16 protein-coding genes are annotated in these 25,256 nt (G+C 73.7%); 9 read left to right on the top strand and 7 right to left on the bottom strand.

The features are described from left to right. Window positions 1–33: 33 nt before the first annotated feature. Window positions 34–333 (bottom strand): STAS domain-containing protein, encoded by a 300-nt coding sequence (locus tag AB0C22_RS04710; RefSeq protein ID WP_357533501.1) that lies wholly within the window; start codon window positions 331–333, stop codon window positions 34–36. Next, the gene (locus AB0C22_RS04715; protein ID WP_357533503.1) at window positions 330–4,439 is read right to left on the bottom strand and encodes a SpoIIE family protein phosphatase; all 4,110 of its coding nucleotides are present in this window, start codon (window positions 4,437–4,439) and stop codon (window positions 330–332) included. Before AB0C22_RS04715 ends, AB0C22_RS04710 begins: the two co-directional genes overlap by 4 nt. A 373-nt stretch (window positions 4,440–4,812) precedes the next feature. Here AB0C22_RS04715 and AB0C22_RS04720 point away from each other — a divergent pair, with 373 nt between their 5' ends. Further along, window positions 4,813–5,829: a LacI family DNA-binding transcriptional regulator gene (locus AB0C22_RS04720; protein WP_208566004.1), complete on the top strand. Its 1,017-nt coding sequence runs from the start codon at window positions 4,813–4,815 to the stop codon at window positions 5,827–5,829. Between the two features lie 36 nt (window positions 5,830–5,865). On the opposite strand, the gene AB0C22_RS04725 is transcribed toward AB0C22_RS04720, so the two are convergent. After that, window positions 5,866–6,540, bottom strand: a complete 675-nt coding sequence (locus AB0C22_RS04725) for a formylglycine-generating enzyme family protein (protein ID WP_308290735.1) — start codon at window positions 6,538–6,540, stop codon at window positions 5,866–5,868. 70 nt (window positions 6,541–6,610) lie between these two features. Next, entirely contained in the window at window positions 6,611–8,269 is a 1,659-nt protein-coding gene (locus tag AB0C22_RS04730; protein ID WP_219461888.1) for an FAD-binding dehydrogenase, read from the bottom strand. 96 nt (window positions 8,270–8,365) lie between these two features. Here AB0C22_RS04730 and AB0C22_RS04735 point away from each other — a divergent pair, with 96 nt between their 5' ends. The 5 genes from AB0C22_RS04735 to AB0C22_RS04755 all read left to right on the top strand — a co-directional run bounded on the left by AB0C22_RS04735 (window position 8,366) and on the right by AB0C22_RS04755 (window position 15,733). Beyond that, window positions 8,366–9,610, top strand: coding sequence for a helix-turn-helix domain-containing protein (locus AB0C22_RS04735; protein ID WP_357533506.1), 1,245 nt, complete (start codon window positions 8,366–8,368; stop codon window positions 9,608–9,610). Window positions 9,611–9,642: 32 nt separating this feature from the next. Beyond that, the gene (locus AB0C22_RS04740) at window positions 9,643–11,280 is read left to right on the top strand and encodes a copper resistance protein CopC (RefSeq protein WP_357533508.1); all 1,638 of its coding nucleotides are present in this window, start codon (window positions 9,643–9,645) and stop codon (window positions 11,278–11,280) included. Window positions 11,281–11,448: 168 nt separating this feature from the next. Further along, window positions 11,449–12,702 (top strand): kynureninase, encoded by a 1,254-nt coding sequence (gene kynU / locus AB0C22_RS04745; RefSeq protein WP_357533510.1) that lies wholly within the window; start codon window positions 11,449–11,451, stop codon window positions 12,700–12,702. Window positions 12,703–12,782: 80 nt separating this feature from the next. Then, the gene (locus AB0C22_RS04750; RefSeq protein ID WP_357533512.1) at window positions 12,783–14,348 is read left to right on the top strand and encodes a Na+/H+ antiporter; all 1,566 of its coding nucleotides are present in this window, start codon (window positions 12,783–12,785) and stop codon (window positions 14,346–14,348) included. Between the two features lie 146 nt (window positions 14,349–14,494). Then, on the top strand, window positions 14,495–15,733 hold the full coding sequence (locus tag AB0C22_RS04755) for a helix-turn-helix transcriptional regulator (RefSeq protein WP_357534022.1): 1,239 nt from the start codon (window positions 14,495–14,497) through the stop codon (window positions 15,731–15,733). Between the two features lie 148 nt (window positions 15,734–15,881). Here the strand turns inward: AB0C22_RS04755 and AB0C22_RS04760 are convergent, their stop codons facing one another. Beyond that, window positions 15,882–16,217, bottom strand: coding sequence for a hypothetical protein (locus AB0C22_RS04760; RefSeq protein WP_357534045.1), 336 nt, complete (start codon window positions 16,215–16,217; stop codon window positions 15,882–15,884). Here AB0C22_RS04760 and AB0C22_RS04765 point away from each other — a divergent pair. The 3 genes from AB0C22_RS04765 to AB0C22_RS04775 all read left to right on the top strand — a co-directional run bounded on the left by AB0C22_RS04765 (window position 16,153) and on the right by AB0C22_RS04775 (window position 20,763). Then, on the top strand, window positions 16,153–16,716 hold the full coding sequence (locus AB0C22_RS04765; RefSeq protein WP_357534024.1) for a helix-turn-helix domain-containing protein: 564 nt from the start codon (window positions 16,153–16,155) through the stop codon (window positions 16,714–16,716). The two genes, AB0C22_RS04760 and AB0C22_RS04765, sit on opposite strands and share 65 nt — an antisense overlap. 710 nt (window positions 16,717–17,426) lie before the next feature. After that, complete coding sequence (locus AB0C22_RS04770) at window positions 17,427–19,151, top strand: pectinesterase family protein (protein WP_357533514.1); 1,725 nt, start codon at window positions 17,427–17,429, stop codon at window positions 19,149–19,151. A 214-nt stretch (window positions 19,152–19,365) separates the two neighbouring features. Further along, on the top strand, window positions 19,366–20,763 hold the full coding sequence (locus AB0C22_RS04775; RefSeq protein ID WP_357533516.1) for a glycosyl hydrolase family 18 protein: 1,398 nt from the start codon (window positions 19,366–19,368) through the stop codon (window positions 20,761–20,763). Between the two features lie 132 nt (window positions 20,764–20,895). On the opposite strand, the gene AB0C22_RS04780 is transcribed toward AB0C22_RS04775, so the two are convergent. Continuing rightward, window positions 20,896–22,458, bottom strand: coding sequence for a DUF1565 domain-containing protein (locus AB0C22_RS04780; protein ID WP_357533517.1), 1,563 nt, complete (start codon window positions 22,456–22,458; stop codon window positions 20,896–20,898). A 480-nt stretch (window positions 22,459–22,938) separates the two neighbouring features. Beyond that, entirely contained in the window at window positions 22,939–25,131 is a 2,193-nt protein-coding gene (locus AB0C22_RS04785; RefSeq protein WP_219461876.1) for a carbohydrate-binding module family 20 domain-containing protein, read from the bottom strand. Window positions 25,132–25,256 lie beyond the last annotated feature (125 nt).

Consider the following 25,256-nt stretch of genomic DNA (forward strand, 5'->3'; position numbering starts at 1 on the left):
CCGGGGCGCCGGGTCACCCGCCGGCCGGGCGGCTCAGTCGCGGATCGTGACCGTGGTGAGTCGACTCAGACCGGAGATGGTCAGGACGCTGTCCAGCAGCGGGTTCGCCACCACCGACAGGCGGTCGACGTGGGCGAACAACGCGGCGAGGGCGGCGCTGTCCAGGTATTCCACGGCGGTCAGGTCGACGGTCAGCCGGTGCCCGTCTACGACGGCGTCGACGATCGCCGCCCGGAACTCGTCGGCGTTGCTCATGTCGATCTCGCCGGTGACGGTCAGCACCGGTGCGCCGTCGGCCCGCAGGCCGGTGGACAGGCCCAGGGGCGTGTTCATGCGGGGATCCTCGTGTGCAGCTCGACGGTGGTGCCGGCATCGGTGGTCCGGATGTCGACGTGTGCCATCAGCGCGCGCATCAGGTTGATGCCGCGCCCCCGGTCATGGTCGATCTCGGGCACCTTCCACCGCCCCGAGTCGGCCACCGTGACGAACAGGTCCGCACCGGCGGCCACCGCGTGCAGCCGGATCAGCCCGGGGCGGGCGTCGCGGTGGCCGTGCTCGACCGCGTTGGCGCAGGCCTCCCCGGTGGCGACGAGTACGTCCTGGGCCACGTGCGGGTCGGCGCCGGTACGCCGCAGCCACTGCCGCAGCGTGGAGCGCACCGGGGCCATCTGCAACCGGTCGGCGGGAAACGACAACTCCAGCGGTGCCGGGTGGCGGTAGAGCAGCAGGGCGATGTCGTCGTAGCCGCCCTGCGGGGTCATCCGGTCCATCACCCGGTCGGCGAGCTGCTGCACCCCGGCGGTGTGGTGCTCCCGCACGGCGGAGGCGGCCTGGGCGATCCCGCTGTCGAGCGACTGGCGACGGCGTTCCACCAGTCCGTCGGTGTAGAGCAGCAGCACGGCCCGGGGCGGTACGACGCTTGTCGCGTCGGGGCGTCCACCGGGGGACGGGATGCCCAGCGGGCTGCCCCGACCGGCGGCCAGCAGCTCGGTGCGGCCGTCCGGGTGGGTGAGGATCGCCGGGGGGTGCCCGGCGCTGCTGTAGGTCAGCTCGCCGGTCTCCGGGTCGAGGATGCCGCAGAACACCGTGGTGCAGGACGCCCCGGGCAGCATCCGGGCGAACCGGTCCAGGGCGGTGAGCACCTGGGCCGGGCCGGACGCCTCCAGCAGCAGGGCCCGGCAGGCACTGCGCAGTTGCCCCATCACCGCGGCGGCGGGCAGGCCCCGGCCGACGCAGTCCCCGACGACGATGCCGATCCGGCCGTCGGGCAGGCTCACCGCGTCGTACCAGTCGCCGCCGACCTCCAGGGGGCGGGTCGCCGGCTCGTAGCGTACGGCGAAGCCGGCGGGCAGCTCGGCCGGGCCGAGGATGGACCGTTGCAGCGCGACCGCCACCTCGCGTTGCTGGTCGGCGGCGTGCGCCCGGTGCAACGCCTGCCCGAGGGCACCGCACAGGAGCAGCAGCAGCATCTGGTCCTCGGTGCCGAAACCCCGCGCCGGGTCGAGTTCGAGCCAGATCACCAGCGGACCCTGCGGCGAGTCGACAGTGGTGCCGGCCCCGGCCGGCCGGACACTGGTGGCCGGGTCGATGGTGATCCGCAGGGGTGGCTGCGACCGCAGCGCGGTGACGGTGTCGCGCACCGGGTCGGGCAGCTGCGCCCAGTCGGTGGTCGGCGTGCCGGTCACCGTCGGGGTGCCGGCCGCCGGCCAGTGGGTGGCGAGCACCCGGTGCGCCTGCCACAGCTGGCGCAGTTCCTCCACTCCGGCGCGCAACACCTCGGTGGTGCTGGCGGCCCGGGACAACCGCTGGTTGAGCGCGCTGAGGGCGGTCTCCCGCTGCACCGCGTACCGTTCGGCGGTGACGTCGCGGATGGTGCCGACCACCAGCCGCCGGCCGTGGTCGTCGGTGACCGCGTTGAAGGCGACCGCCGTCCAGAGCCGGTGACCGTCGCGGTGCCGCTGCGGCACCACGAACGAGCCGTGGGTCACCGTCATGGCCTGGGAGAACGTGTCGGCCACCAGCCGGTGTGCCGACGGGTCGGTGGTCTCGTCGGGCCACCATGGATAGCGCGGACGGTAGGGCAGGCCCTCCGGGCCGTAGCCGAACAGGTCGGCGAAGGCGGTGTTCATCTCCACCAACGCGCCGTCGGCGTCGAGGACGAAGAAGCCCTCCTGCAGCGAGTTGATCATCGCAGCCCGCCAGTTGGCGTGGTGGTTGCGCAACCGGGCCAGGTCGACGTTGGCCCGGACCCGGGCCAACAGCTCCTCGGCGGAGAAGGGCTTGACCAGGTAGTCGTCGGCGCCGGCCTCCAGCCCCTCGACGGCGGCCTCCTGACCGGCGCGGGCCGACAACAGCAGCACCGGCACCCCCATGGTGCGGGGTTCGGCGCGCAGCGCGGCGACCAGTTCGAGGCCGTCCAGGCCGGGCATCATCACGTCGCTGACGATCAGGTCGGGCAGGTCGGTTCGGGCCCGCGCCAGGGCGGCGAGCCCGTCACCCACGGCGGTGACGTCGTACCGGGAACGCAGCAGCCGGTGCAGGTACTCGCGCATGTCGGCGTTGTCGTCGGCGACGAGCACCCGGGGACGGTCCGGGCCGGGACGGTCAGCCGGCGGTGGTCGTCCGGCCGGCCGGTCGTCGGTGTCGCCGGCGGGCAGCCAGCGCAGCGCCTCCTGGACGAACGGCTCGGCGGTGTCCGACGGCGTCGCCGTGCCGATGCCGGTGACGACGTGCTCGGCGGGCAGGTGGGCCACGCCGTACGACAACCGCACGGTGAAGGCGGTCCCGACGTCCGGGGTGCTGTCGACGGTGATGGTGCCGCCGTGCAGGCCGACCAGCTCCTGCACCAGGGCCAGTCCGATGCCGCTGCCCTCGTGGGACCGGGACCGGGCCTGCGGGACCCGGTGGAAGCGCTCGAACAGCCGGGGGATCTCGTCGGCCGGCACCCCGACGCCGGTGTCGGCGACCTGCACGGTCGGCATGCCGTCGCGCTCGGCGACGGACACCCGGATACCGCCCTGGAAGGTGAACTTCAGCGCGTTGCTGAGCAGGTTGAGGAGCACCTTCTCCCACATCGTCCGGTCGACGTGGACCGGCCGGGACAGCGGCGGGCAGTCGACGTCCAGGGTGAGGCCGGCGCGTTCGACCGCCGCCCGGAAGACACTGGCCAGTTCGGCGGTAAACCGGGCCAGGTCGACGGGTTCGTAGCTCGCCTGCATCCGGCCGGCCTCGATGCGGGAGAAGTCGAGCAGTGCGGTGACCAGCTTGCCCAGCCGCAACGCGTTGCGGTGCATCACCTCCAGCTCGTCGCGGACCTGCTCGTCCTGGTCGCCGAGGCGGGCCCGCAACTCCTGCAACGGCCCGCTGATCAGGGTGAGCGGGGTGCGGAACTCGTGGCTGATGTTGGAGAAGAACGCCGTCTTGGCCCGGTCCAACTCGACCAGTTCCTCGGCCCGCTGCTGCTGCACCTCGTAGGCCACCGCACCGTTGATCAGGGCGGCGGCCTGCCGGGCGACCAGGTCGAGGAAGGTGCGGTAGCCGTCGTCGAGGGCCCGTCCGGCGCTGGCGGCCAGGACGATGACACCGATGTCCTCGGCGCCGGTCTCGCCGTGCAGGGGCAGCACCACCGCCTCGGTCGGCGCGGTCTGCCAACCGCCGGTGGGCAGGTCACCGATGCGGGCGACGACGTCGGTGACGTGGGCGGGCCGGCCGGTGGCGAGCACCTCGGCGACCGGCCACACCGGCGGTGCGGTCGGGTCGGACCGGTCGACCTCACCGGCCAGGGTGCTGGCGGCCGGGCGCAGCTCACCGCCGCGGGTCCGCAGGTGCACGGCCGCGTACGGCACATCGACCGCGGACCGGCCGAGCGAGCCGACGACCAGGTCACAGGCCTCGCCCACGGTACGGGCGGTGCCGGCCTGGGCGCCCAGGTCCTGCAACGCGGCGAGCCGGCGCTCACCGATCACCCGCTCGGTGGTGTCGCTGACCGCGGTGAAGACGCCGCGTACCACGCCGTCGTCGTCGTGTAGCGGGCTGTAGGAGTACGTCCAGTACGTCTCCTCCCAGTAGTCGTGCCGGTTCATCGGCAGCAGGAGGTCCTCCGACCAGGTCGCCTCGCCGGTCTCCACCACGCCCCGCAGCATCGGACCGATGATGTGCCAGATCTCGGCCCACACCTGGTCGCCCGGCTTGCCGAGGGCGGGGTGTTTGCTGCCGAGCAGCGGGCCGTAGGCGTCGTTGTAGAGGAACCGCAGCTCCGGCCCCCACCACACGATCATGGGGAAGCGGGAGGTCAGGCAGATCCGGGTGGCGGTACGCAGGCTCGCCGGCCAGCTCTCGACCGCGCCGAGGGAGGTGGCGGACCAGTCGAGGGCGCGCATCCGCCCGGCCATCTCACCGGTGCCGGTGAACACGGAACGCCTCGCCTGAGCCTCGGCCATCGCCGCCCTGTCCTCCCGCACGTCCCGCGCAGGGACGACCGCGTGTCCGCGGGTCGTCGCCGGCCGCCGACAGAGGTTCCTGCCGCCGGGCACCAGCATGCCGCATGGGCGGCCCGAGTCGAAATCGGGCCGGGTGGGCGGTTCGCCCCGGCCCGATTTCGACGGACCGGTCCGCCGGCCGGGGACAGGACGTACCGGATACTTCCGTTTCGAGAAAGTTTCGAGTCCCTGTCGAGCGACGGCGGCCCTCGACACGGGTCGGCGGCGACCGTCGATGACGAGCGGTCCGACCGCCGCGCCGGCCGGCCCGACCCCCGACCTCCGAAACTTTCGGGCTATGCTGCCGACGGGCGCACGACCGAAGGAGATGGGCATGGCGGAGGACCGGGCGACGCTGTCGGAGATCGCGACCGCCGCGGGGGTGTCCGTCCCCACCGTCTCGAAGGTGCTCAACGGTCGACCCGACGTCGCCCCGGCGACCCGGCGGCGCATCCAGGACCTGCTCGACCGGCGGTCGTACACCGCCCGCCGGGCGCCCTCGATGCCCGGGGCCGCCGGCCTCATCGACCTGGTCTTCCGGGACCTCGGCAGCCCGTGGGCGATGCAGATCCTCGACGGCGTCGAGGAGCTGGCCTACCGGGCGGGCGTCGGGGTGGTCGTCTCCGCCGTGCACGGCCGCAGCCGCACCCGCCCCGACCGGCGGTGGATCGAGCAGCTGTCCAAGCGCCGGTGCGACGGGGTGCTGCTCGTCCTGTCCGACCTGTCCCCCAGCCAGCAGGGCCAGCTCGACGAGCTGGGCATCCCGGTGGTGATCATCGACCCGGCGGGCCAGCCCGGCGCGGGCATCCCGTCGGTGGGCGCGACGAACTGGTCCGGCGGGGTGGCCGCCGCCGAGCACCTGCTCGACCTGGGTCACCATCGGATCGCGGTGATCGGCGGGCCGCCGAACGTGCCGTGCAGCCGGGCCCGGGTCGACGGGTACCGGGCCGCGATGAACGCGGCAAACCGCAAGATCCCCGCCGGGTACGTCCGCCACGGCGACTTCACCTCCCCGTCGGGCTACCGGGAGATGAACGCCCTGCTGGACCTCGCCCAGCCGCCCACCGCCGTGTTCGCCTGCGCCGACGAGATGGCCCTGGGCGCCTACGAGGCGCTCTACGAACGCGGGGCCCGGGTCCCCGACGACATCAGCATCGTCGGCTTCGACGACCTCGACTCCGCCCGCTGGGCCGCCCCGCCGCTGACCACCGTCCGTCAGCCGCTCGCCGAGATGGCCGGGATGGCGACCCGGATGCTGCTGTCCCTGATCGCCGGGGAGGGGCTGGACAGCCACCGGATCGAGCTGGCCACCCCGCTGATCGCGCGGCACAGCACCCGACGCGTGCCCTGACCCCGGGCCGACCGGAGGGTCCGTGCCGGGTCATGGTCAGCGCGGCAGGGAACGCGCCACCCGGAAACCGACGTCGTCGATGCGCAACGTCGGGTGGCTGCGACGGCGCACCGAGGCCCGGCAGCTCCAGTGCTCGTCGAACCAGCCGCCCCCACGCAGCACCCGGTAGCTGCCGTACACCTCGGCGTCGTAGACGTCCCAGCACCACTCCCAGACGTTGCCGAGGGTGTCGTACAGGCCCCACGGGTTGGGGGCGCGTCCGCCGACCGGGTGCGGCCGCTCACCGGAGTTGCCCCGGTACCAGGCGATCTCGTCGAGTGGGCCGTAGCGCGGGCCCGGGGTGCCGGCGCGGCAGGCGTACTCCCACTCGGCCTCGGTGGGCAGCCGGTAGCCGTCGGCGCCCCGGTCCCAGTCCACGCCCGCACCGTCGTCGTGCAGCCGGTACGCCGGGGTCAGCCCCTCCTGGCGGGACAGCGCGTTGCAGAAGCGCACCGCGTCCAGCCAGGACACCCCTTCCACGGGCAGCCGGTCGCCCCGGATGGCGCCCGGCCGTTCCCCGGTCACCCGGGCGTACCACCCCTGGGTGACCGGTACCACGCCGAGCCGGTACGCCGCCACCCCGACCGACCAGCGGCGCTCGGTACGCCTGTCGGACAGGGTCACCTGCCCCGCCGCGACGGTCACCAGCGCGGTCAGCGCGTCGTCGTCCACGGCCGCAGAGCCTACCGGGGGCACAGCCCGGGCCGGTCGGCTCACGGTGCCGGCCGGGTGTCGGTGCCGGTCAGCTGACGGCTGCCGCTGCGGCACGGCCGGCGGTGCGGCCGGAGAAGAGGCAGCCGCCGAGGAAGGTGCCCTCCAGGGCGCTGTAGCCGTGCATGCCCCCGCCGCCGAAGCCGGCGACCTCACCGGCCGCGTACACCCCGGCCAGCGGTTCGCCGTCGGGGCGCAGCACCCGGGCGGACAGGTCGGTGTGCAGCCCGCCGAGGCTCTTGCGGGTCAGCACGTGCAGTTGCACCGCGATCAGCGGGCCGGCCGCCGGGTCGAGCAGCCGGTGCGGGGTGGCGACCCGGATCAGCCGGTCACCCCGGTAGCGGCGGGCCCCCCGGATCGCGGCGAGCTGGGCGTCCTTGCCGAACGGGTGGGCGATCTCCCGGTCGCGGGCCTCGACCAGGGCGGTCAGCGCGGCGGTGTCGAGCTGCGGCCCGTCGGTCTCGGCGGCCAGCTTGTTCATCCCGGCCACCAGCTCGGGCAGGGTGTCAGCGACGACGAAGTCGGCCCCGTGCCGCTTGAACGCCTCCACCGGCCCGGGTGCGCCGGGCCGGACGCGTTGCAGCACCTGCCGCACGCTGCGGTTGGTCAGGTCCGGGTTCTGCTCGGAGCCCGACAGCGCGAACTCCTTCTCGATGATCTTCTGGGTGAGCAGGAACCAGCTGTAGTCGTGGCCGGTGGCGCGCAGGTGCCGCAGGGTGGCCAGGGTGTCGAAGCCGGGGAACAGCGGCGCCGGCAGCCGGGCCCCGGTGGCGTCGAGCCAGAGCGAGGACGGGCCGGGCAGGATGCGGATGCCGTGCTGGGGCCAGATCGGGTCCCAGTTGCGCAGCCCCTCGGTGTAGTGCCACATCCGGTCCGGGTTGATCACCTGCCCGCCGGCGGTCTCGGTGATGGCGAGCATCCGGCCGTCGACGTGGGCGGGTACGCCGGTGACCATCCGGGTGGGCGGGGTTCCGAGCCGGGCCGGCCAGGCCCGCCGGACGAGGTCGTGGTTGCCGCCGATGCCGCCCGAGGTGATGATCACGGCCTGGGCGTCGTGCTGGAAGTCGCCGACGACCTCCCGGGAGCTGCTGCGCCCCCGGGGCGCGTCGTCGGGGGCGAGCAGCGCGCCGCGTACCCCGGTGACGGCTCCCGCGGTGGTGACGAGCTCGTCGACCCGGTGCCGGAACAGCAGCGTCACCCGGCCCTGCTCGACGGCCTGCCGGACCCGCCTGGCGAACGGCTCGACCACGCCGGGGCCGGTGCCCCAGGTGACGTGGAACCGGGGCACCGAGTTGCCGTGCCCGTGGGCCGCTCCCCCGCCCCGCTCGGCCCAGCTCACCACGGGAAAGACCCGGTGGCCCATCGACCGCAGCCAGGCCCGCTTCTCCCCGGCGGCGAAGTGCACGTACGCCTGCGCCCACTGGCGCGGCCAGTGGTCCTCGGGCCGGTCGAAGGCGGCGCTGCCGGTCCAGTCCTGCCAGGCCAGCTCGACCGAGTCGCGGATGCCCATCCGCCGCTGCTCGGGCGAGTCGACGAAGAACAGCCCGCCGAACGACCAGAACGCCTGCCCGCCGAGGTTGTGCTCCGACTCCTGGTCGAGCAGCAGCACCCGACGGCCCGCGTCGGCGGCCTCGGCGGCGGCGACCAGACCGGCCAGGCCGGCGCCGATCACGATGACATCCGTCTCCATGCGCCGACCCTACGTAGCGTGGTGCCAAAATGATCCGTGCCGGGGTGCAGGATTCACCAGCGGAATTGTCACCCGGATGACAAAGGATGGCCGATCGTGTCCGACGCCCTGCTCGACATCGAGCCCGGTCTCGCCGGTCTCGCGCCGTCGGTCGGCGACCACCTGCGAGGGCTGCGCGGGCCGCTGCACGAGCGGATCCTCGCCACCGTCCGGGCCGCGATGGCCGCCCAGGGCCGGTCGCTGACCGGTGGGCAGGGGCAGGGCCTGGCCCTGGGCGTACAGACCGCCGTCGACACCTTCGTCGACGCGGTCGCCGACCCGGCCCGGGAGCTGACCGGCACCCGGGAGGTGTTCCACGCCCTGGGGCGCACCGAGTACCGCGAGGGGCACCGGGTGGACGCGCTGCGGACCGTACTCACCCTCGGGGCCCGCGACATCTGGGCCTTCCTGGTGGAACACGCCACCGCGCCGGCCACGCCCGGCTGGCCCGCCACCGCACCGGCCGGCCCGGCCCCGGCCGACCTGTACGTGATCGCCGGGGCGTTGTTCGGCTACGTCGACGCGCTGGCCGGGGCCGCCGCCGAGGGGTTCCTCGCCGAGCAGCGGGACACCGCCCAGGACTGGGCCACCACCCGACGCCGGCTGGTCACCCTCCTCGTGCAGCCCGACCCGCCGACCGGGGCGGTGCTGCACGCCGCCGCCGACGCGGCCCGCTGGCCGTTGCCGGCGACCGTGGCCGTGTGCAGCGTCGACGGCACCGACGCCGAACACGTGGCCCGGGGCATCGGCGCGGGGGCGCTGGCCGCCGTCGTCGGCGACGCCATCCGGGTGGTGCTGCCCGATCCCGGTACGCCGGGACGGTTGGACCGGGCCCGGCAGGCGCTGGTCGGGCGACGGGCCGCGCTCGGGCCGACGGTGCAGCGGCAGCGGGCGCGGCTGTCGTACCGGCTGTCCCGCCGGGCGCTGGCCCTGCACCAGCAGGGCGCGCTCGGCCCGGACCCGGTGGTGTCCTGCGACGACCACCTGCTCACCCTGCTCACCGCCTGGGAGCCGGGCCTGGCCGGGCACCTCGCCGGCACGGTGCTGGCCCCGCTGGCCGGGCTGCGGCCCACCACCCGCCGGGCCCTGGCCGAAACGCTGCACGGCTGGCTGCGCCGGCAGGGTCAGGTGGTCGCCGTCGCCGAGGACCTGCACACCCACCCGCAGACGGTCCGCTACCGGATGCGGCAGCTGCGCGGCCTGTTCGGCCCGGCCCTCGACGACCCGGACGCCCGCCTCCTGCTGACCCTCGCCCTGCACCAGCACCCGACCGGTGAGCCGAATCGTTCCGGCGACGGTTGAACCATGTGATCACGAAATACGAACCATTGTGCGTGCGTACCACCCGTTCCGCCGTGCTGCTGGGGTTGCTCCTCGCGCTGCTGTCCGTACCGCTGACCCCGGCGACCCCGGCCGCCGCCCATGCCGCGCTGGTCGCCACCAGCCCGGTCCGGGACGCGGTGATCGGTGCCCCGCCCGGGGAGGTGGTGCTGGTCTTCAGCGAGTCGGTCTCCCCGGTCATCGGCCGGGTGCAGGTGCTCGGCCCGGACGGGCGGCGGGTCACCGCCGGGGAGCCGGTCGCGGACGGGGCCACGCTGCGCATCCCGGTGCGGGTGCCGGACCGGCCGCTCGGCACGTACCTGGTCAGCTACCGGGTGATCTCGGCGGACAGCCACCCGGTCGCCGGCAGCTTCGCCTACTCGGCCGGTGCGCCGTCGGCGACGCCCCCGGAGCCGGTCAGCGTGGACGAGCGCCCCTCCGGCGGGTGGACCCCCGCCGCCCGGTACGTCGGCTACCTGGGCCTGGTGCTGGCGGTCGGCCCCACCCTGTTCGGCGCGGTGCGCTGGCCGCGCCGTCGCCGCCGTCGCGCGGTGACCGTCACCGGGTACGTCGGCCTGGCGCTGGTGGCCGTCGGCACCGCCGGGACGTGGGTGGCGCAGGCCGCCGACATGGTCGGGGTTCCGGTGGGCGGTCTGTCGCGTGGTGACCTGACGGCGGTGGCGGGCAGCGACGTCGGGCCGGTGCTCGGGGCCCGGCTGGCGCTCGCCGCGATCGCCGCCGGGCTGCTGGCGGCGGTGGCCGGCGGGCGGGCCGGGCGCGGACGGCGGACGGCGCTCGCGGTGGTGGGTCTGGCCGGGCTGGTGACCTGGCCGCTGGCCGGGCACCCGGTGGCCACGCCCCTGCCGCCGGTGAGCATCCTCGCCGACGTGGTGCACCTGGCCGGGATGAGCGTCTGGCTGGGCGGGCTGGTCACCCTGGCGGTGTTCGTGCTGCGCGGCACGCACCGGCGGGTGCTGGGCCGCATCCTGCCGGCCTGGTCGCGGTGGGCGACCGTCGCGGTGGGCTGGCTGGTCGCCTCCGGCGTCGGGCAGGCCGCGATCGAACTCGGCCGGCCCGGCGCGCTGGTCGGCACCACCTACGGTCGGCTGCTGTGCGCCAAGGCGGCCCTGCTCGCCGCCGTGCTCGGCGTCGCCGCCTGGCAACGCCGGGCGGTGCGCGACGGCCGGGCCGCCGACCGGCCGGGCCGGGTCGCGCGGGCCGCCGGGGTGGAACTCGCCGCCACGGCGGTGGTGCTGGCACTGACCGCCGTGCTGGTGCAGACCCCGCCCGGTCGGACCGCCGACACCGAGGCCGCCCGCGCCACCCGCGAGGGCGTCGCGCAGACCCTGACCAGCGGCACCTACACCCTCCAGTTCGACATCTATCCGGTACGGGTGGGGGTGCCGAACTCGCTGCACGCCTACGTCTACACCCCGCAGGGGCAGCCGCTGCCGGTGGTCCAGTGGACGGTCAGCCTCGCCCTGCCGGCGGCCGGGATCGAACCGATGGCCGTGCCGGTGGACACCCCGGAGCCGCACCACGGCAGCGCCGAGATCAGCCTGCCGGCGCGCGGGGACTGGACGATCCGGTTCACCGTCCGCACCAGCGACATCGACCAGGCCACCGTCACCGCCACCGTCCCGGTCCGCTGACCGACCGCCGACCCGCCCGGGGTACGCGGCACAGCCCGGGGGCGGCCGGGCGCTTCCCCGACGCCGGGGCGCTGGCCTGCGGTGCCTGGGGCACCGGCCGGGGTGGGCCGACCAGGCGATCGGCTAGCCTGCATCGGCCCGGGTGTCCCCGGGCGGAGGGAGGACACCATGACCGCACCGACATCCCGGCACGACGCGCAGGAACGGGACGCCGCCGATCCGCTGGCCGGCCTGCGGGACCGGTTCGTGGTGGACGACCTGCTCTATCTCGACGGCAACTCGCTGGGCCGGCTGCCCGCCGCCACCGGCGACCACCTGGCCGGCCTGGTCCGCGACGGCTGGGGCACCGAGCTGGTCCGCAGCTGGCCGACCTGGATCGAGTGGCCACGCCGCATCGGTGACCGGATCGCCGCCCACGCGCTGGGCGCCCGCGACGGCGAGGTGATCGTCTCCGACTCGACCTCGGTCAACCTCTACAAGTTGGCCGCCGCCGCCCTCGACGCCCGGCCGGGCCGGGGCACGATCCTGGCCGACGCCGAGGAGTTCCCCACCGACCGGTACCTGCTCGAGGGGCTGGCCGCCCAGCGCGGGCACACCCTGCGGCTACTCCCCTCCGACCTCGACGAGGGGCTGGACCCGGACACCCTGGCGGCGGCGCTGACCGAGGACGTGGCGCTGGTGGTGCTCTCGGCGGTGTCGTACCGCTGCGGGGCCTTGCTGGACGTCGCGGCGGTGACCGACGCGGCCCGCCGGGTCGGCGCGCTGGTGCTGTGGGACCTGTCGCACGCGGTCGGCTCGGTGCCGCTGGAGCTGACCGCCGCCGGGGTCGACCTCGCGGTCGGCTGCACCTACAAGTACCTCAACGGCGGCCCCGGCGCACCGGCCTTCCTCTATGTCCGGCGGGAGTTGCAGGAGTCGCTGCGCCAGCCGATCTGGGGCTGGTTCGGCCAGCGCGACCAGTTCCGGATGGGGGCCGGCTACGATCCCGCGCCCGGCCCGGAGCGGTTCCTGGCGGGCACCCCGCCGGTGCTCGGGATGGCCGCCCTCGACCCGGCCCTGGACGTGCTGGCCGACGCCGGGATGGACCGGGTGCGGGAGAAGTCGCTACGCCTCGGCGAGCTGATCATCGAACTGGCCGACGCCTGGCTCGTCCCGCACGGTTTCCAGCTCGCCTCCCCGCGCGACCCGCGGCGGCGCGGCGGACACGTGTCGCTGTACCACCCGGAGGCGCTGCGGATCTCCCGGGCCCTGGTCGACGCCGGGGTGGTCGGCGACTACCGGGTGCCCGACCGGCTACGGCTCGGCCCGGCGGCGCTCTACACCCGGCACGTCGACGTGTGGGACGCGATGGACCGGCTGCGGGACCTCGCCGAGCGGCGGGCCTGGACCGAGGTGCCGGCGGAGCCGTCCCGGGTCACCTGACCCGGTCCGGGCAGATCCCGGATTCTCCCCGCCTCGCCGCCGACTTCGTACCAGCATGTCGGGTGGAGGCGGGGGGTGCCGTGGAGGTCCTGGTCCTGATCGTGGTGCTGGCCGCCACCGTGCTGGTCGGCACCACCATCGGCGGCCGGTACCGGGTGGCCCCGCCGGTGCTGCTGATCACCATGGGCGGGCTGCTGGCGCTGCTGCCGCCGTTGTCGGACGTGGTGCTCCAACCGGACGTGGTGCTGCTGCTCTTCCTGCCGGCCGTGCTCTACCGGGAGAGCCTGGTGATCAGCCTGCGGGAGATCCGGGCGAACCTGCTGGTGATCACCTCGCTGGCGGTGGCGCTGGTGGTGGTGACCATGGTGGCGGTGGCGCTGGTCGCCAAAGGGCTGGGGATGAGCCCGCAGGCGGCCTGGGTGCTCGGCGCGGTGCTCGCCCCCACCGACGCGGCGGCGGTGGCCGGCCTGGCGAAGCGGATGCCCCGCCGGATCCTGACCACCCTGCGGGCGGAGAGCCTGGTCAACGACGGCACCGCGCTGGTGCTGTTCTCGGTGACGGTCGGGTTGATCGTCGGTGGCACCGCGCCGGGGGTGTTCGGTTTCCTGGGCCGGTTCGTCGGCTCGGCCGGCGGAGGCGTCGCCGCCGGGCTGGTCGTCGGCCTGGTCGTGGTGCTGATCCGCCGCCGGCTGGACGACCCGCTGCGCGAGGGCGCGCTGAGCGTACTCACCCCGTTCGCCGCGTTCCTGCTCGCCGAGGTGGTGCACGCCAGCGGGGTGCTCGCCGTCGTGGTCGCCGGGCTGCTGCTGTCGTACGCCAGCCCGAGGATCATCCGGGCCCGGTCCCGGGTGTTGGCGTACGCCTTCTGGGACCTGTCCACCTTCCTGATCAACGGGGCGTTGTTCGTGCTGCTGGGGATGCAGATCCCGCGGGCGGTGAACCACGTGACCAGCACCTCGCTGATGCGGTCGGTGGCGATCGCCGCCTCGGTCACCCTGATGGTGGTGGTGGTCCGGCTGGTGTGGTTGCAGCTGTTCTCCTACGGCCTGCCGGTGGTGGGCCGGGGTGCCACGGTGAGCCGGCGGGTGCGGGTGGCGGCCGGCTGGGCGGGGTTCCGGGGGGCGGTGTCGCTGGCCGCCGCCCTCGCGGTGCCGGTGACCACGGCCACCACGCACACGCCGGTGCCGGAACGGGATCTGATCATTTTCTGCACCGCCGTGGCGATCGTGTCGATCATGTTGGTGCAGGGCACCACCCTGCCGGCGGTGGCCCGCTGGGCCGGCCTGCGCGGCGACGAGGCGCGTGGCGACGAGGTCCGGCACGCCCGCCGCCGGACCACCGAGGTGGCGTTGGCGGCGCTGCCGGACGTCGCCGCCGACCTCGCTGTCGACGCGGCGGCCGTGGACCGGTTGCGCGCCGACTACCAGCGGCACCTGGACCTGGTGACGGCGACCGGTGGTGGGCCGGAGGCCGACCGGGCCCAGGAGCTGGACACCCGGCTGCGGCTGGGGGTGCTGGAACACAAGCGCCGCGAGGTGACCCGGTTGCGCGACAACAACGAGATCGACGACAGCGTGCTGCGGGAGGTGCAGGCGACGTTGGACATCGAGGAGATCCGCCTGCTCGGCCCCCAGACCGAGGACTGATCACACCGCGCCGAGGCATCCACCGAGGACAACGCGTACGGTAACCACCCGGACACCTCATGCGATCGGTGCGAGGTGTACCGTCCGAAGTGGCAGCCTCCCGGGCGAGCCGGCGGCGGTTGCTCCTCGCGCTGGCAGGAGACGGCATGGCTATACCGACAGTGGGTGATCGTCTCGCGGAGATCCGTCGTGAGGCGAGGCTGACGCAGGAGCAGCTTGCCGAACGGTCGGGCATCAGCGTCGAGGTGATTCGGAAGCTGGAGCAGGGCAGCCGGGGCGCGGCTCGCCTCGATACGCTGCACGCGCTCGCCCGCGCCCTGGGAGTCTCGACGTCCGCGCTGTTGGGCGACGCGTCGCAGGCCGCCGCGCGCGGGGAGCCGGGTCACCGACAGTTGTCACTGGCGGAGATCCGCCGAGTGGTGGCCCCGGTGCGGGGGATCGACGGCGCTCCGCTCGTCGTGCCGGCGGACGAACCCCCCGGCCTCGACACGCTCAGACGGAATCTGCACGCCGCCGACCACGTCTACCATGCCGGTGACTACGCGGTCGCGCTGCGGGTGGTGCCGCCGCTGCTGGTGAACGTACGTGCCGCCGTCGGGCTCGTGGGGAGTGACCGGCAGCACGAAGCGTACGACCTACTGGCCCGCGCCCAGCACCTGGCGGGTGGTCTGCTGATCCAACTGCGGGCCGATGACCTGGCGCAGACCGCACTGTCGGCAGCGCTCGACGCCGCCCAGCGGTCCGCGAACCGGGTGGTGGCGGCCACCGTCATTCGGACGATGTGCTGGCTGCTGATGCGGCAGGGACGAATTGGCGAGTCGGCCGGGTTGGCGGTGGTGACCGCCGACGAGGTGGAGCCGCGACTGTCTCGGGCAGCCCCGGAAGAGCTGGCCGCCTGGGGGTGGCTGCTGCTGAGCGCCGCCGCCGCGCACGCCCGAGACAACCGGCCGGACGAGGTGGCCGATCTCATCGGCGTCGCCGCCGCGGCGGCAGCCCGGATCGGCGAGCGGGTGCCGGCATCGGATCACCTGATGCTGGTGGGCGGGTTCGACGACGCCAAGGTGCAGATGCAACGGGTGGAGGCGGCAGCCGTGGCCGGGGATGCGGGCCGGGTGCTGGAGCTGTCCGCGCTGGTGCCCCCGGTGCCCACCATCAGCGCGTCGGCGTGGCGGCGGCATCGACTGGACCTGGCATGGGCTTATGCGCAGTTGCGGCGGTACGGGAAGGCCACGGCGGTGCTGACTCAGTTGCGGGACACCGCCCCCACCTGGCTGCGGCAGCAGCGGTACGCGGGGGACATCGTGGACACCATCGTCACGGGTCGCCGTCGAGCGATGACGGACGAGCTGGCGGAGCTGGCCGAGCTGACGGGCGGCGCGCGCTGAGCTGGTACGGCACGTCCGAGTTGATGCGTCACGATCATCGAATCGCACCATTCGCACCTGTGTCATCGCCCTGAGTCACGACAACCTGTGTTCGGGTGACCTGCTCGTTGAAGTTGGTGACCGACGCAGGACGCGGCGTGATGTCATCTCAGGAACGTGCCGCCGCGCCCCTACCGATGGAGGCGACATGCGGGACCAGGGCGACAAGCCGGCAGCGAGCCGAGGCGAGCAGATCCAGGCGGCGGAGCACGAGGAGGCGAGGCAACGGCTTCTCGCCCAGGCCGACGCCGAACGGATACCGGCCGAGGAGACCACCCGGGCCGTACCCGACCGGCGGTGGCGTCGTGGACAGTAGTGAGTTGTTGCCGGTGGGGCGGCGGGTGGCGTACTGGCGGGGCCGGCGCAGGTTGTCGCAGCAGGTGTTCGCCGACCGGTTGGGCAAGTCGAAGAGCTGGGTGGACAAGATCGAACGGGGTGTCCGCACGCTGGACAAGGTGTCGACGCTCCAGCACATCGCCGCCGTGCTGCGCATCGACCCGGGGGTGCTGCTCGGTCGGGACGCCCGGTCGGCCGAGGTGACCGGGTGGACGGCGGACGTCGCGCGGATCCGGGTGGCCCTCTCCCGGTTACGACATCCCGCTGGCCCGCCCGGCGGGCAGTCGGCCGGTGCCACCCGCCGGCCAGGTGGCCCGGCGGGTGGCCCACGCCTGGACGACCTTCCAGCACGCCAGCTATCCCCAGGTGGTGGCGCTGCTGCCGGAACTGCTGGCCGACGCGGAACGCGCCCACGCCGCCGATCCGGTGGCGGGCCGGGGGCCGCTGGTGGAGACGTACCGGGTCACGGCGTCGCTGCTGGTCAAGCTGGCCGCGCCGGAGCTGGCGTGGCTGGCGGTCGATCGGGCGATGGGCACCGCGACCGACGATTCCGTTCTGGTCGCCGCCGCAGCGGTGCAGCTCGGCCAGGTGTTGCGCGCCTCCGGTGAGGTGCGGGTGGCGAAGTCGGCGATGCTGGCCGCCGCGTACCGGATCGCCCCGCCGGTGATCGGGTGCGACGTGTCCCCGGAGCTGTCCCTGTGCGGGACGCTGCTCCTCCAGGCGGCCCTGGCCGCCGCCACCCACGGCGACGACGCGGCGGTGGCCGACCTGCTCGACGAGGCCGACGACCTGGCCACGTTCGTCGGTGACGGGCACGACCACCACCGGACCGGTTTCGGACCGACGGCCGTGGCGGTGGCGCGCGCCGCCACGGCCGTCGAACTGGGCGACGCCCACGGCGCGCTGGCCCGACACGAGGCGGTCACCCGGCGGGACGGCTGGCGGTGGCTGCCCGTCGAGCACCGGGCCGCGTACCTGGTCGATGCGGCCCGCGCCCATCTGCACCACGCGGATCCGGCCGGGGCCGGCCGGATCCTGGTCGACGCGGACCGGATCGCGCCCGCCGAGATCCGGCACCGCCCGGCGGGCCGGGACGTGCTCGCCCGGGTGACCCGTGAGCCTGACGCCCCGCCGACCCTCCGCCAACTCGCCGCCGCCCTCGGGATGGGCTGAGGGGTCCGCGCAGCCGGGACGGACACCCGTTTCCGGCGGTCGCTGCGCATTGACAGTCGCGTATGGGCGGAGTTACGGTGCGCCAGGAAAGCGCTTTCACGTACTGTCTCCCACCTCCATCCCCGTCCCCGGAGGTTCATCCGCCATGCGCACGAAGCGCCTCCGCCCGCTCGCCGTCACCGTCGCGGCGCTCACCGCCGTACTGCTCGCCCTCACCCAGTTCGGCGGCGCGCGGGTGGCCCACGCCGCGCCGTTGTTCAGCGACGACTTCACCGACGGCGACCTGGCCGGCTGGTCGAGGTCCGGCGGCACCTGGTCGGTGGCCGCCGACGACAGCCCGGCGTTGCAGCAGGCCAGGGCCGACACCGGCGACGCCCGGCTGTTCGCCGGCAGCGCGTCGTGGGCCAACCAGGTCGTGCAGGCCCGGGTGAAGCCGCTGACCCTGCCCGGCAACGGCATGGTCGCGCTGCTGGCCCGCGCCAGTGGCGCGACCAGCTACTACCGGCTCGCCCTGTCGGCCGGCGACCAGTTCCGGCTGGAGGCGGTACGCAGCGGCCGGGTCACCCCGCTGGGCACGGTGTCCCACCCGGTGACGGCGGGCGGCTGGCACACCCTGCGGATCGAGGTCGCCGGGACGGTGGTACGCGGCTGGGTCGACGGCGTCCCGGTCGGCTCCGGCACCGGCACCCTGACCGCGACCGGCCGGATCGGCGTGCAGACCGGCAACGCCACCGCCCGCTTCGACGACGTGCTGGTGACCCGGGGCGAACCCGCCCCGACCAGTGCGCCACCGAGCCCCACGACCACCCCGACCGGCGCGACGCCGACCCCCGGTGGCACCCCCACCGCCACCCCGTCGGACACCCCGCCGCCCACCGGCCCGACGCCCACGCCCACCGGGCCGGCCGAGGGGTCCTCGCTGGTCGCCCGGGACGGCAGCGGGGACTTCACCAGCGTGCAGGCGGCGGTGGACGCGGTGCCGGTGGGCAACACGAGCCGGTACACCATCACCATCCGGCCGGGCACCTACCGGGAACGGGTGACGGTCCCGGCCGGCAAGCCGTACGTGTCGTTCGTCGGGTCGACCGGGGACGCCCGGGACGTGGTGATCGTCTATGACAACGCCTCGGGCACCCCGAAGCCGGGCGGTGGCACGTACGGCACGTCGGGCAGCGCCTCGGTGACCATCGACGGCAACGACTTCACCGCCCGGCACCTGACCTTCGCCAACGACTTCGACGAGGCGGCGCACGACTACAGCGCCGAGCAGGCGGTGGCCGTGCTGACCCGGGCCGACCGGCTGGTCTTCGACGACGTGCGGTTCCTCGGCAACCAGGACACCCTCTACCACAACAGCGCCTCCGTCGACGCGGTCGGCCGGGCGTACTTCCGGGACTGCTACGTCGAGGGCGACGTCGACTTCGTCTTCGGCCGGGGCACCGGGGTCTTCGACCACTGCGAGATCCGGTCACTCAGCCGGGGCTCGACCAGCAACAACGGGTACGTCACCGCACCGTCCACCATGATCGGCAACCCGTACGGGCTGCTCTTCACCGACTGCACCCTGACCACCGACTCGGCGGCGGCGCAGAGCGTGCACCTGGGCCGACCGTGGCACCCGAGCGGGGACGTCAACGCGATCGGGCAGGTGGTGTTCCGCGACAGCGTGCTCGGTGCGCACGTGAAGGACTCCCCGTGGAGCGACATGTCCGGCTTCTCCTGGCGTGACGCCCGGTTCTCCGAGTACCGCAACGACGGTCCCGGGTCGACGGTCACCGTCGACCGGCCACAGTTGACCGACGCGCAGGCGTCGACCTACACCCCGCAGCGGTACCTGGCCGGCACGGACGGCTGGAACCCGGCCCCCTGACGGCGACCCTTCCCCGCGACCCCGCCCCGCTGCCCGACGGCACCGCCCGCCTGGTCCCGTAGGGCCGCCGGTCAGGAGGTGGTCGGCTACGGCCGCAACGCCGACCGGGTGCGCCGCCCGACCCCACCCCTGCCGGGCGGCGCACCTACGCGCAGGCATTTACATTTAACAAAGTTAACTGCTAGCCTCCCCGCCATCGACGAGGAGGTATGCCATGCGACTTCGACCGGGGACGACGGCCATCCTGGCCGGGGTGGTAGTGCTCGCCGCCGCACTGCCCACCGCGAACGGCTTCGCCGCGCCGACCACGGCAACGGGCAACGCCGCCACCATGGCGGCCTGCTCCGCACCGGCCTGGGCCGAGGGCGTCACCTACCCGGCCGGCACCCGGGTCAGCTACCTCGGCCGCCTCTACGAGTCGCTGGTGACCCACACCCCGCCGGCCGGCGCCGGCTGGAACCCGGCCGCCGTCCCGGCGCTCTGGCGTGACCTGGGCGTCTGCACCGGCACCCCCTCCCCCACCGCGTCGCCGACACCCACCGCCACGCCCACCCGCCCGCCAACCCCGACACCCACGCCGAGCGCCACTCCCACCAGTCACCCGACACCCACGCCCACCGCCACCCCCGGCACGACGACGCCGCCGCCCGACGGCACGGGCTGCGCGCTGAAGCCCCGGCCGACCGGCAAGGTGCTCCAGGGCTACTGGGAGAACTGGGACGGCGCGGCCAACGGCGTCCACCCGCCGCTGGGCTGGATCCCGATCACCGACCCCCGGATCACCGGGCACGGCTACAACGTGGTCACCGCCGCCTTCCCGGTGATCCGCGCCGACGGCACGGTGCTCTGGGAGGACGGCATGGACGCCACCGTCCGGGTGCCCACCCCGACCGAGATGTGCCAGGCCAAGGCCGCCGGGCTGACTGTGCTGCTGTCGATCGGCGGCGCCACCGCCGGCATCGACCTCGGCTCGGCCGCCGTCGCCGACCGGTTCGTCGCCACCGTCGTGCCGATCCTCAAGCGGTACCACTTCGACGGCATCGACATCGACATCGAGACCGGGCTGACCGGCAGCGGCGACATCACCCGGCCGTCCACCTCGCAGGCCAACCTGATCCGCATCATCGACGGCGTGCTGGCCCAGATGCCGGCCGGCTTCGGCCTGACCATGGCACCGGAGACCGCGTACGTCACCGGCGGCAGCGTCACCTACGGCTCCATCTGGGGCGCGTACCTGCCGGTCATCAAGCGGTACGTCGACAACGGGCGGCTCTGGTGGCTGAACATGCAGTACTACAACGGCAGCATGTACGGCTGCGTCGGTGACTCGTACCCGGCCGGGACGGTGGCGGGCTTCACCGCCCAGACCGACTGCCTCAACGCCGGCCTGGTCATCCAGGGCACCACCATCCGCGTCCCGTACGACAAGCAGGTCCCCGGCCTGCCCGCGCAGCCCGGCGCCGGCGGCGGCTACCTGGCACCGGCCTCGGTGGCGCAGGCGTGGAACACCTACCGGGGCGGCCTGAAGGGGATGATGACCTGGTCGGTGAACTGGGACGGGTCCAAGGGCTGGACCTTCGGCGACAACGTACGCGCCCTCCAGGGCCGCTGAGTCCCCGTCGGGCGACGCCGCACCGCCCGGCCGGCCCCGACCACGCCGGTCGGGGGCCGCCGGGCCGGGCCGCCCGGACGGGTCGGTCGTGCTCCCGCCGGTGCGGGCGGGAGCACGACCCGGTCGGGTGGCTCAGAGCCGGGCACCCACGTCGGCAGCGTCGACCGGGCGCAGGAAATGAGACGGCGGGATGGACCCGTCGGCGGCCCGGGGGCCGGTGATGGTCGACGGGTCGGTGCTGACCAGCGGCCAGTCGCCGCCCAGGTTCCAGGAGTTGTCGGCCCCGGTCGAGGAGCCGGGCGACACGTCGGGGGTGTTGCCGACCGCGAGGTTGCGGCTGAGCCGGGAGGTGGAACGGGACACGTCGAAACCGGCCTTGCCGTTGCGCCACGCGGTGTTGCGGTCGAACAGCAGCGTGCCGGGGTTGCCGTTGTCGATGAAGCCGCCGGCCGAGTTGCCCCAGGCCATGCTGTTGCGGGTGACGTGGTCGACGGCGGGGCGCGGGTCGTTGCCGCCACCGTGCTTGAAGCCGTTGCCGTCCCCGGCGTAGTCGGGCAGGTTCCAGTAGTTGAAGCCGTTGTCGTAGGAGGCGCTGTCCTCGATCAGGATCGGCGACTGGAACAGCCAGGCGTCGAACCCGTCGTCGGAGTTGCGCCACAGCCGCGCACCGCTCACCCGGTTGTCGAGGCCCGAGCCCTCCTTGATGGCCAGCCCGTCGGCGCTCTCGCCGTTCTTGCGGGGGTCCCGGTTGCCGTAACTGTCCAGGTTGATGATCCGGTTGCCGCTGGACGCGCCCTGCAGGTGCAGCCCGGACTCGTAGTTGTCCCGGGTGACCAGGCGCTCGTACCTGCCGTAGTTGGTGTCGACGCCGAAGATGCCGTACGGGCCGTGGACGATCTCCAGGCCGACGAACCGCCACCAGTCGGCCTCGACGTGCAGCGCGCCCCGGTCGGCCCGGGGGATGCTGGAACCCACCGCGCCCGGCGTGTACGGCATGTTCTCACCGTCGATGACCACCTTCTCACCCTGGTAGTTCATCAGGGTGATCGGTTGGTACGACGTACCGTCCTTGAGGATCTTGATGGTGCTGGTCGGCGCGTAGGTGCCGCCGCGTACCGCGATGGTGGTGCCGGGCTCGGCCAGGTCGTGCGCGCGCTGGATGGTGCGCAACGGCCGGGCCAGCGTCCCGGGGTTGGCGTCGTCGCCGTCGGTGGCCACCACCAGCACGACGGTCCCGGGCGGCGGGACGGTGGGCGGGCTGGTGGGCGGCGTGGTGGCCGGCGGGGTCACCGGGGGTGTGGTCGGGCTCGGCGGCGGGGTGTGGGTGGGGGCGGGCGGGGTGGTCGGCGGAACGTCGTTGTCCCTGACCAGGACGTCGTCGAAGGACGCCGACGAGTACGCGGTCTGCAACCCGATCCGGCCGGCTCCGATCAGCGAGCTGGTGACCTCGCCGACGAAGACCCCGTCGACCCGGCCCCGCACGGTGCTGCCGACGACCTCGACGACGAGGGTGTGCCAGGTGCCGGTGGTCACGGGGTGGACGATGCCGGCCAGCACGGTGACCGCGCCGCCGTTCACCGCCTGCAACTGCACCTGGTTGCCGGGCAGCAGCGCCAGCCGGTAGTAGCGCGTCGACCCGAACGCGCGGGCCAGCAGGCCGACCTGGCCGCCGGTGCCGAGGCTGAGCGGTTTCACCCTGGCCTGGACGAGGTAGTCGGTCCAGCCGCTGCTGCCGGCGAAGAGCCGGGCGTTCTCGCTGCCGGCGTTGGACTGCCGGACGGCCGGGGAGCCGTCGGTGACGACCGTCCAGGTGCCACCCGACTTCGACCAGCCGGCGGTGTCGCCGTCGGTGAAGTCGTCGCTGAACGCGGTGGCGGCGGAGGCGGTGGTGACCGGTCCGACCTAGGAGGGCGACCACGGGGACGAGCACCGCGGCGAACAGCAGGGCCAGCCGACGCTGGCGGGACGGTCGCATGAGGCGTACCTCCGACGGTGGGCGGACGAGGTGGCGGCTCAGAGAAAGCGCTTTCCCGGACGATACGAGCATGCATCGACTGTCGTCAACATGTCGCCCGCGACTCTCCCGTTGCACCCCACCGCCGGGCGGTGCACCCGGCACCGACGGCGCGGCGGCCGACCCCCGGGAAGGGGACCGGCCGCCGCACCCGCCCGGCGTCACCGCCAGGTGTCGTTGGCGCTCCACGAGCCGGTCGACCCGACGGTGGCGCTGCGGTTGCCCCCGGACTCCCAGGTCACCGTGCCGTCGGGGTTCTTCTTCAGGTACTTGTACTCGAACGTCGTGTTCGCCGGCAGGGCGACCGTGGCCCGCCACAGCGGGTACGCCGCCGAGGAGAGCGCCACCGCGTTCGCCGGGTTCCACGAGCCCAGCGCCGCGACACTGCCCACCACGAAGACGTTCTGCCCGTACGAGGTGGTGGCGTTGACCGTGAACGACGCCCCCTGCGTGCCGGCCGGGTCACCCCGGAAGGTGTCGGTGACCGACGCGGTGCCGCCGCCCGGCGTGGTCAACGTCCGGTTGCTCCCCGACTCCCAGGTCACCACGCCGGCCGTGGTCTTCTTGAGGAACTTGAACTCCACCGCCGTGGCCGCCGGCAGGTTGACCACCGCCCGGTACGTCCCCCCGCCCAGCGCGGTCAGCTTGACCGCGGCGGCCGGGGCCCACGAACCCAGCGCCGGCACACTGCCGACCACGTAGGCGTCCTGACCACCGGCGAGGGACGCGGTGACGGTGAAGGTGGTGGCGACCGTGCCGGCCGGCGCGGTCGGCGTCGGCGTGGCGCTGGCCGTGGGCGTCGGGGTGGCGGTGGGCGTGGTCGCCGGGCCGCTCTTCGCGTTGACGTGCAGCGCCACCGCGCCGTTGGCGGGGATCTGCACGGTGGCCCGGCCACCGCTGACGGTCACCGTCGTGCCGGTGCAGCCGGACCCGCCCCGCGCCCCGGAGATCACGTCGCAGTACGACCCGTCGGCCAGGCCGGTGGTGAAGGTGGCGGTGCTGGCGGAACCGGAGTCGTTGATCCCGATCCAGGCCCGGTCGCCCCGGTGGAAGCCGATGACGTTGCTGTTGACCACGGTGAAGTCGGAGACGGTCCGGACCGACTTCGCGGTGTTCGCCCAGCCGACCATGCCCTTGATCCCGGTGGACCGGGTCAGGCAGTTCCAGCTGTTGCCGCAGACGGTGTCGGTGACGTAGCCGTTGCCGTCGGCGGGCGGCGACTGGTTGCGGTTGGACCAGGTGAAGCTGTCGTAGACCGACGGCTTGCCGTGCGGGTAGGCCAGCGCGAAGTAGTTGGCCAGGACGTAGTCGCTGCCGTCGCGGTAGGACAGCACCACCCCGTCGCGCTCCAGGTCGTGGTTGGTGACCATGGCGAACACGTTGGCGCTCGGCGCGTCGAGGTTCCAGCTGCCGACGTTGGCCAGGTTGGCGATCGAGCCCTGGAACGCCGACTTCAGGCCCTTGGCGTACCCGAAGTCGAGCACGTCGCCGTTGCCGGTGAAGGCGCGGGCCTTGAGGGCGTCGTTGCTGGCCCCGTCGAAGATCTCCTGGGCGACGTACGGGCGCTTGTTCTCGGCGGTGGTGTTGCGCACCTTGCCGAGGATCGCGGCGAAGTCGTCCTTCTTGACGTGCTTGACCGCGTCCACCCGGAACCCGTCGACCCCGAGGCCGACCAGGTCGTTGAGGAAGCCGGCGACCTTGGTGCGGACGCTGTCCTTCTCGGTGTAGAGGTCGGTCAGGGACAGCAGCTCGCAGCTGGTCACCTGGGCCTCGTTGTTCCAGTCGTTGATCGCACCGGAGGTCGGGCAGTTGTCACCCGGGCGGTGGAAGTCGCCGGTGCCGTAGGGCACGGCGGGGAAGCTGTAACCGGGGCCGGAGAAGTCGGTGCCGGCGTACCCGACGACCGACTCGGGGTTGTTGGCGCCGGCCATGTGGTTGACCACCGCGTCGACGTACACCCGCACGCCGGCGTTGTGGCAGGTGGTGACCATGTCGGCGAACTGCTGCCGGGTGCCGAACCGGCTCTCCAGCCGGTAGGAGACCGGCTGGTACACCTCGTACCAGGGGTGGACGCCGTCGGCGCTGCTCGGCAGGCTGACCGACTCCTGCGGCGGGGCGACCTGCACCGCGCCGTACCCGGCCGGACCAAGGTGGTCGGTGCACGCGGCGGCGACGGAGCGCCAGTTCCATTCCCAGAGGTTGGCGGTGACCTCGCTGTCGTTGAGGGCTACGGCGGCGGTCGCGGGGGCGGTGGCCGGCAGCGCGCTCAGCGCGGCGAGGGAGGAGGCGGTGACAGCGAGGGCGAGGAGGCCCCGTCGCAGACGGGTTCCCCGGGAAACGCGGGGTGCGGACATCGGGAGTGGACCTACTTCCGGGGGTCGAAGAGGCGCTGGGCGGTGGGACGGCCGTCCGGTGGAGAAGACGATGCGGCATCGATGAAAGGTTTTGCAAGACCTTGCGGCAAAGTTTTCGACATCTG

It is taken from the genome of Micromonospora sp. NPDC048894 (genome assembly GCF_040649765.1).
In the GTDB taxonomy this organism is placed as follows: Bacteria; Actinomycetota; Actinomycetes; order Mycobacteriales; family Micromonosporaceae; genus Micromonospora; species Micromonospora antibiotica.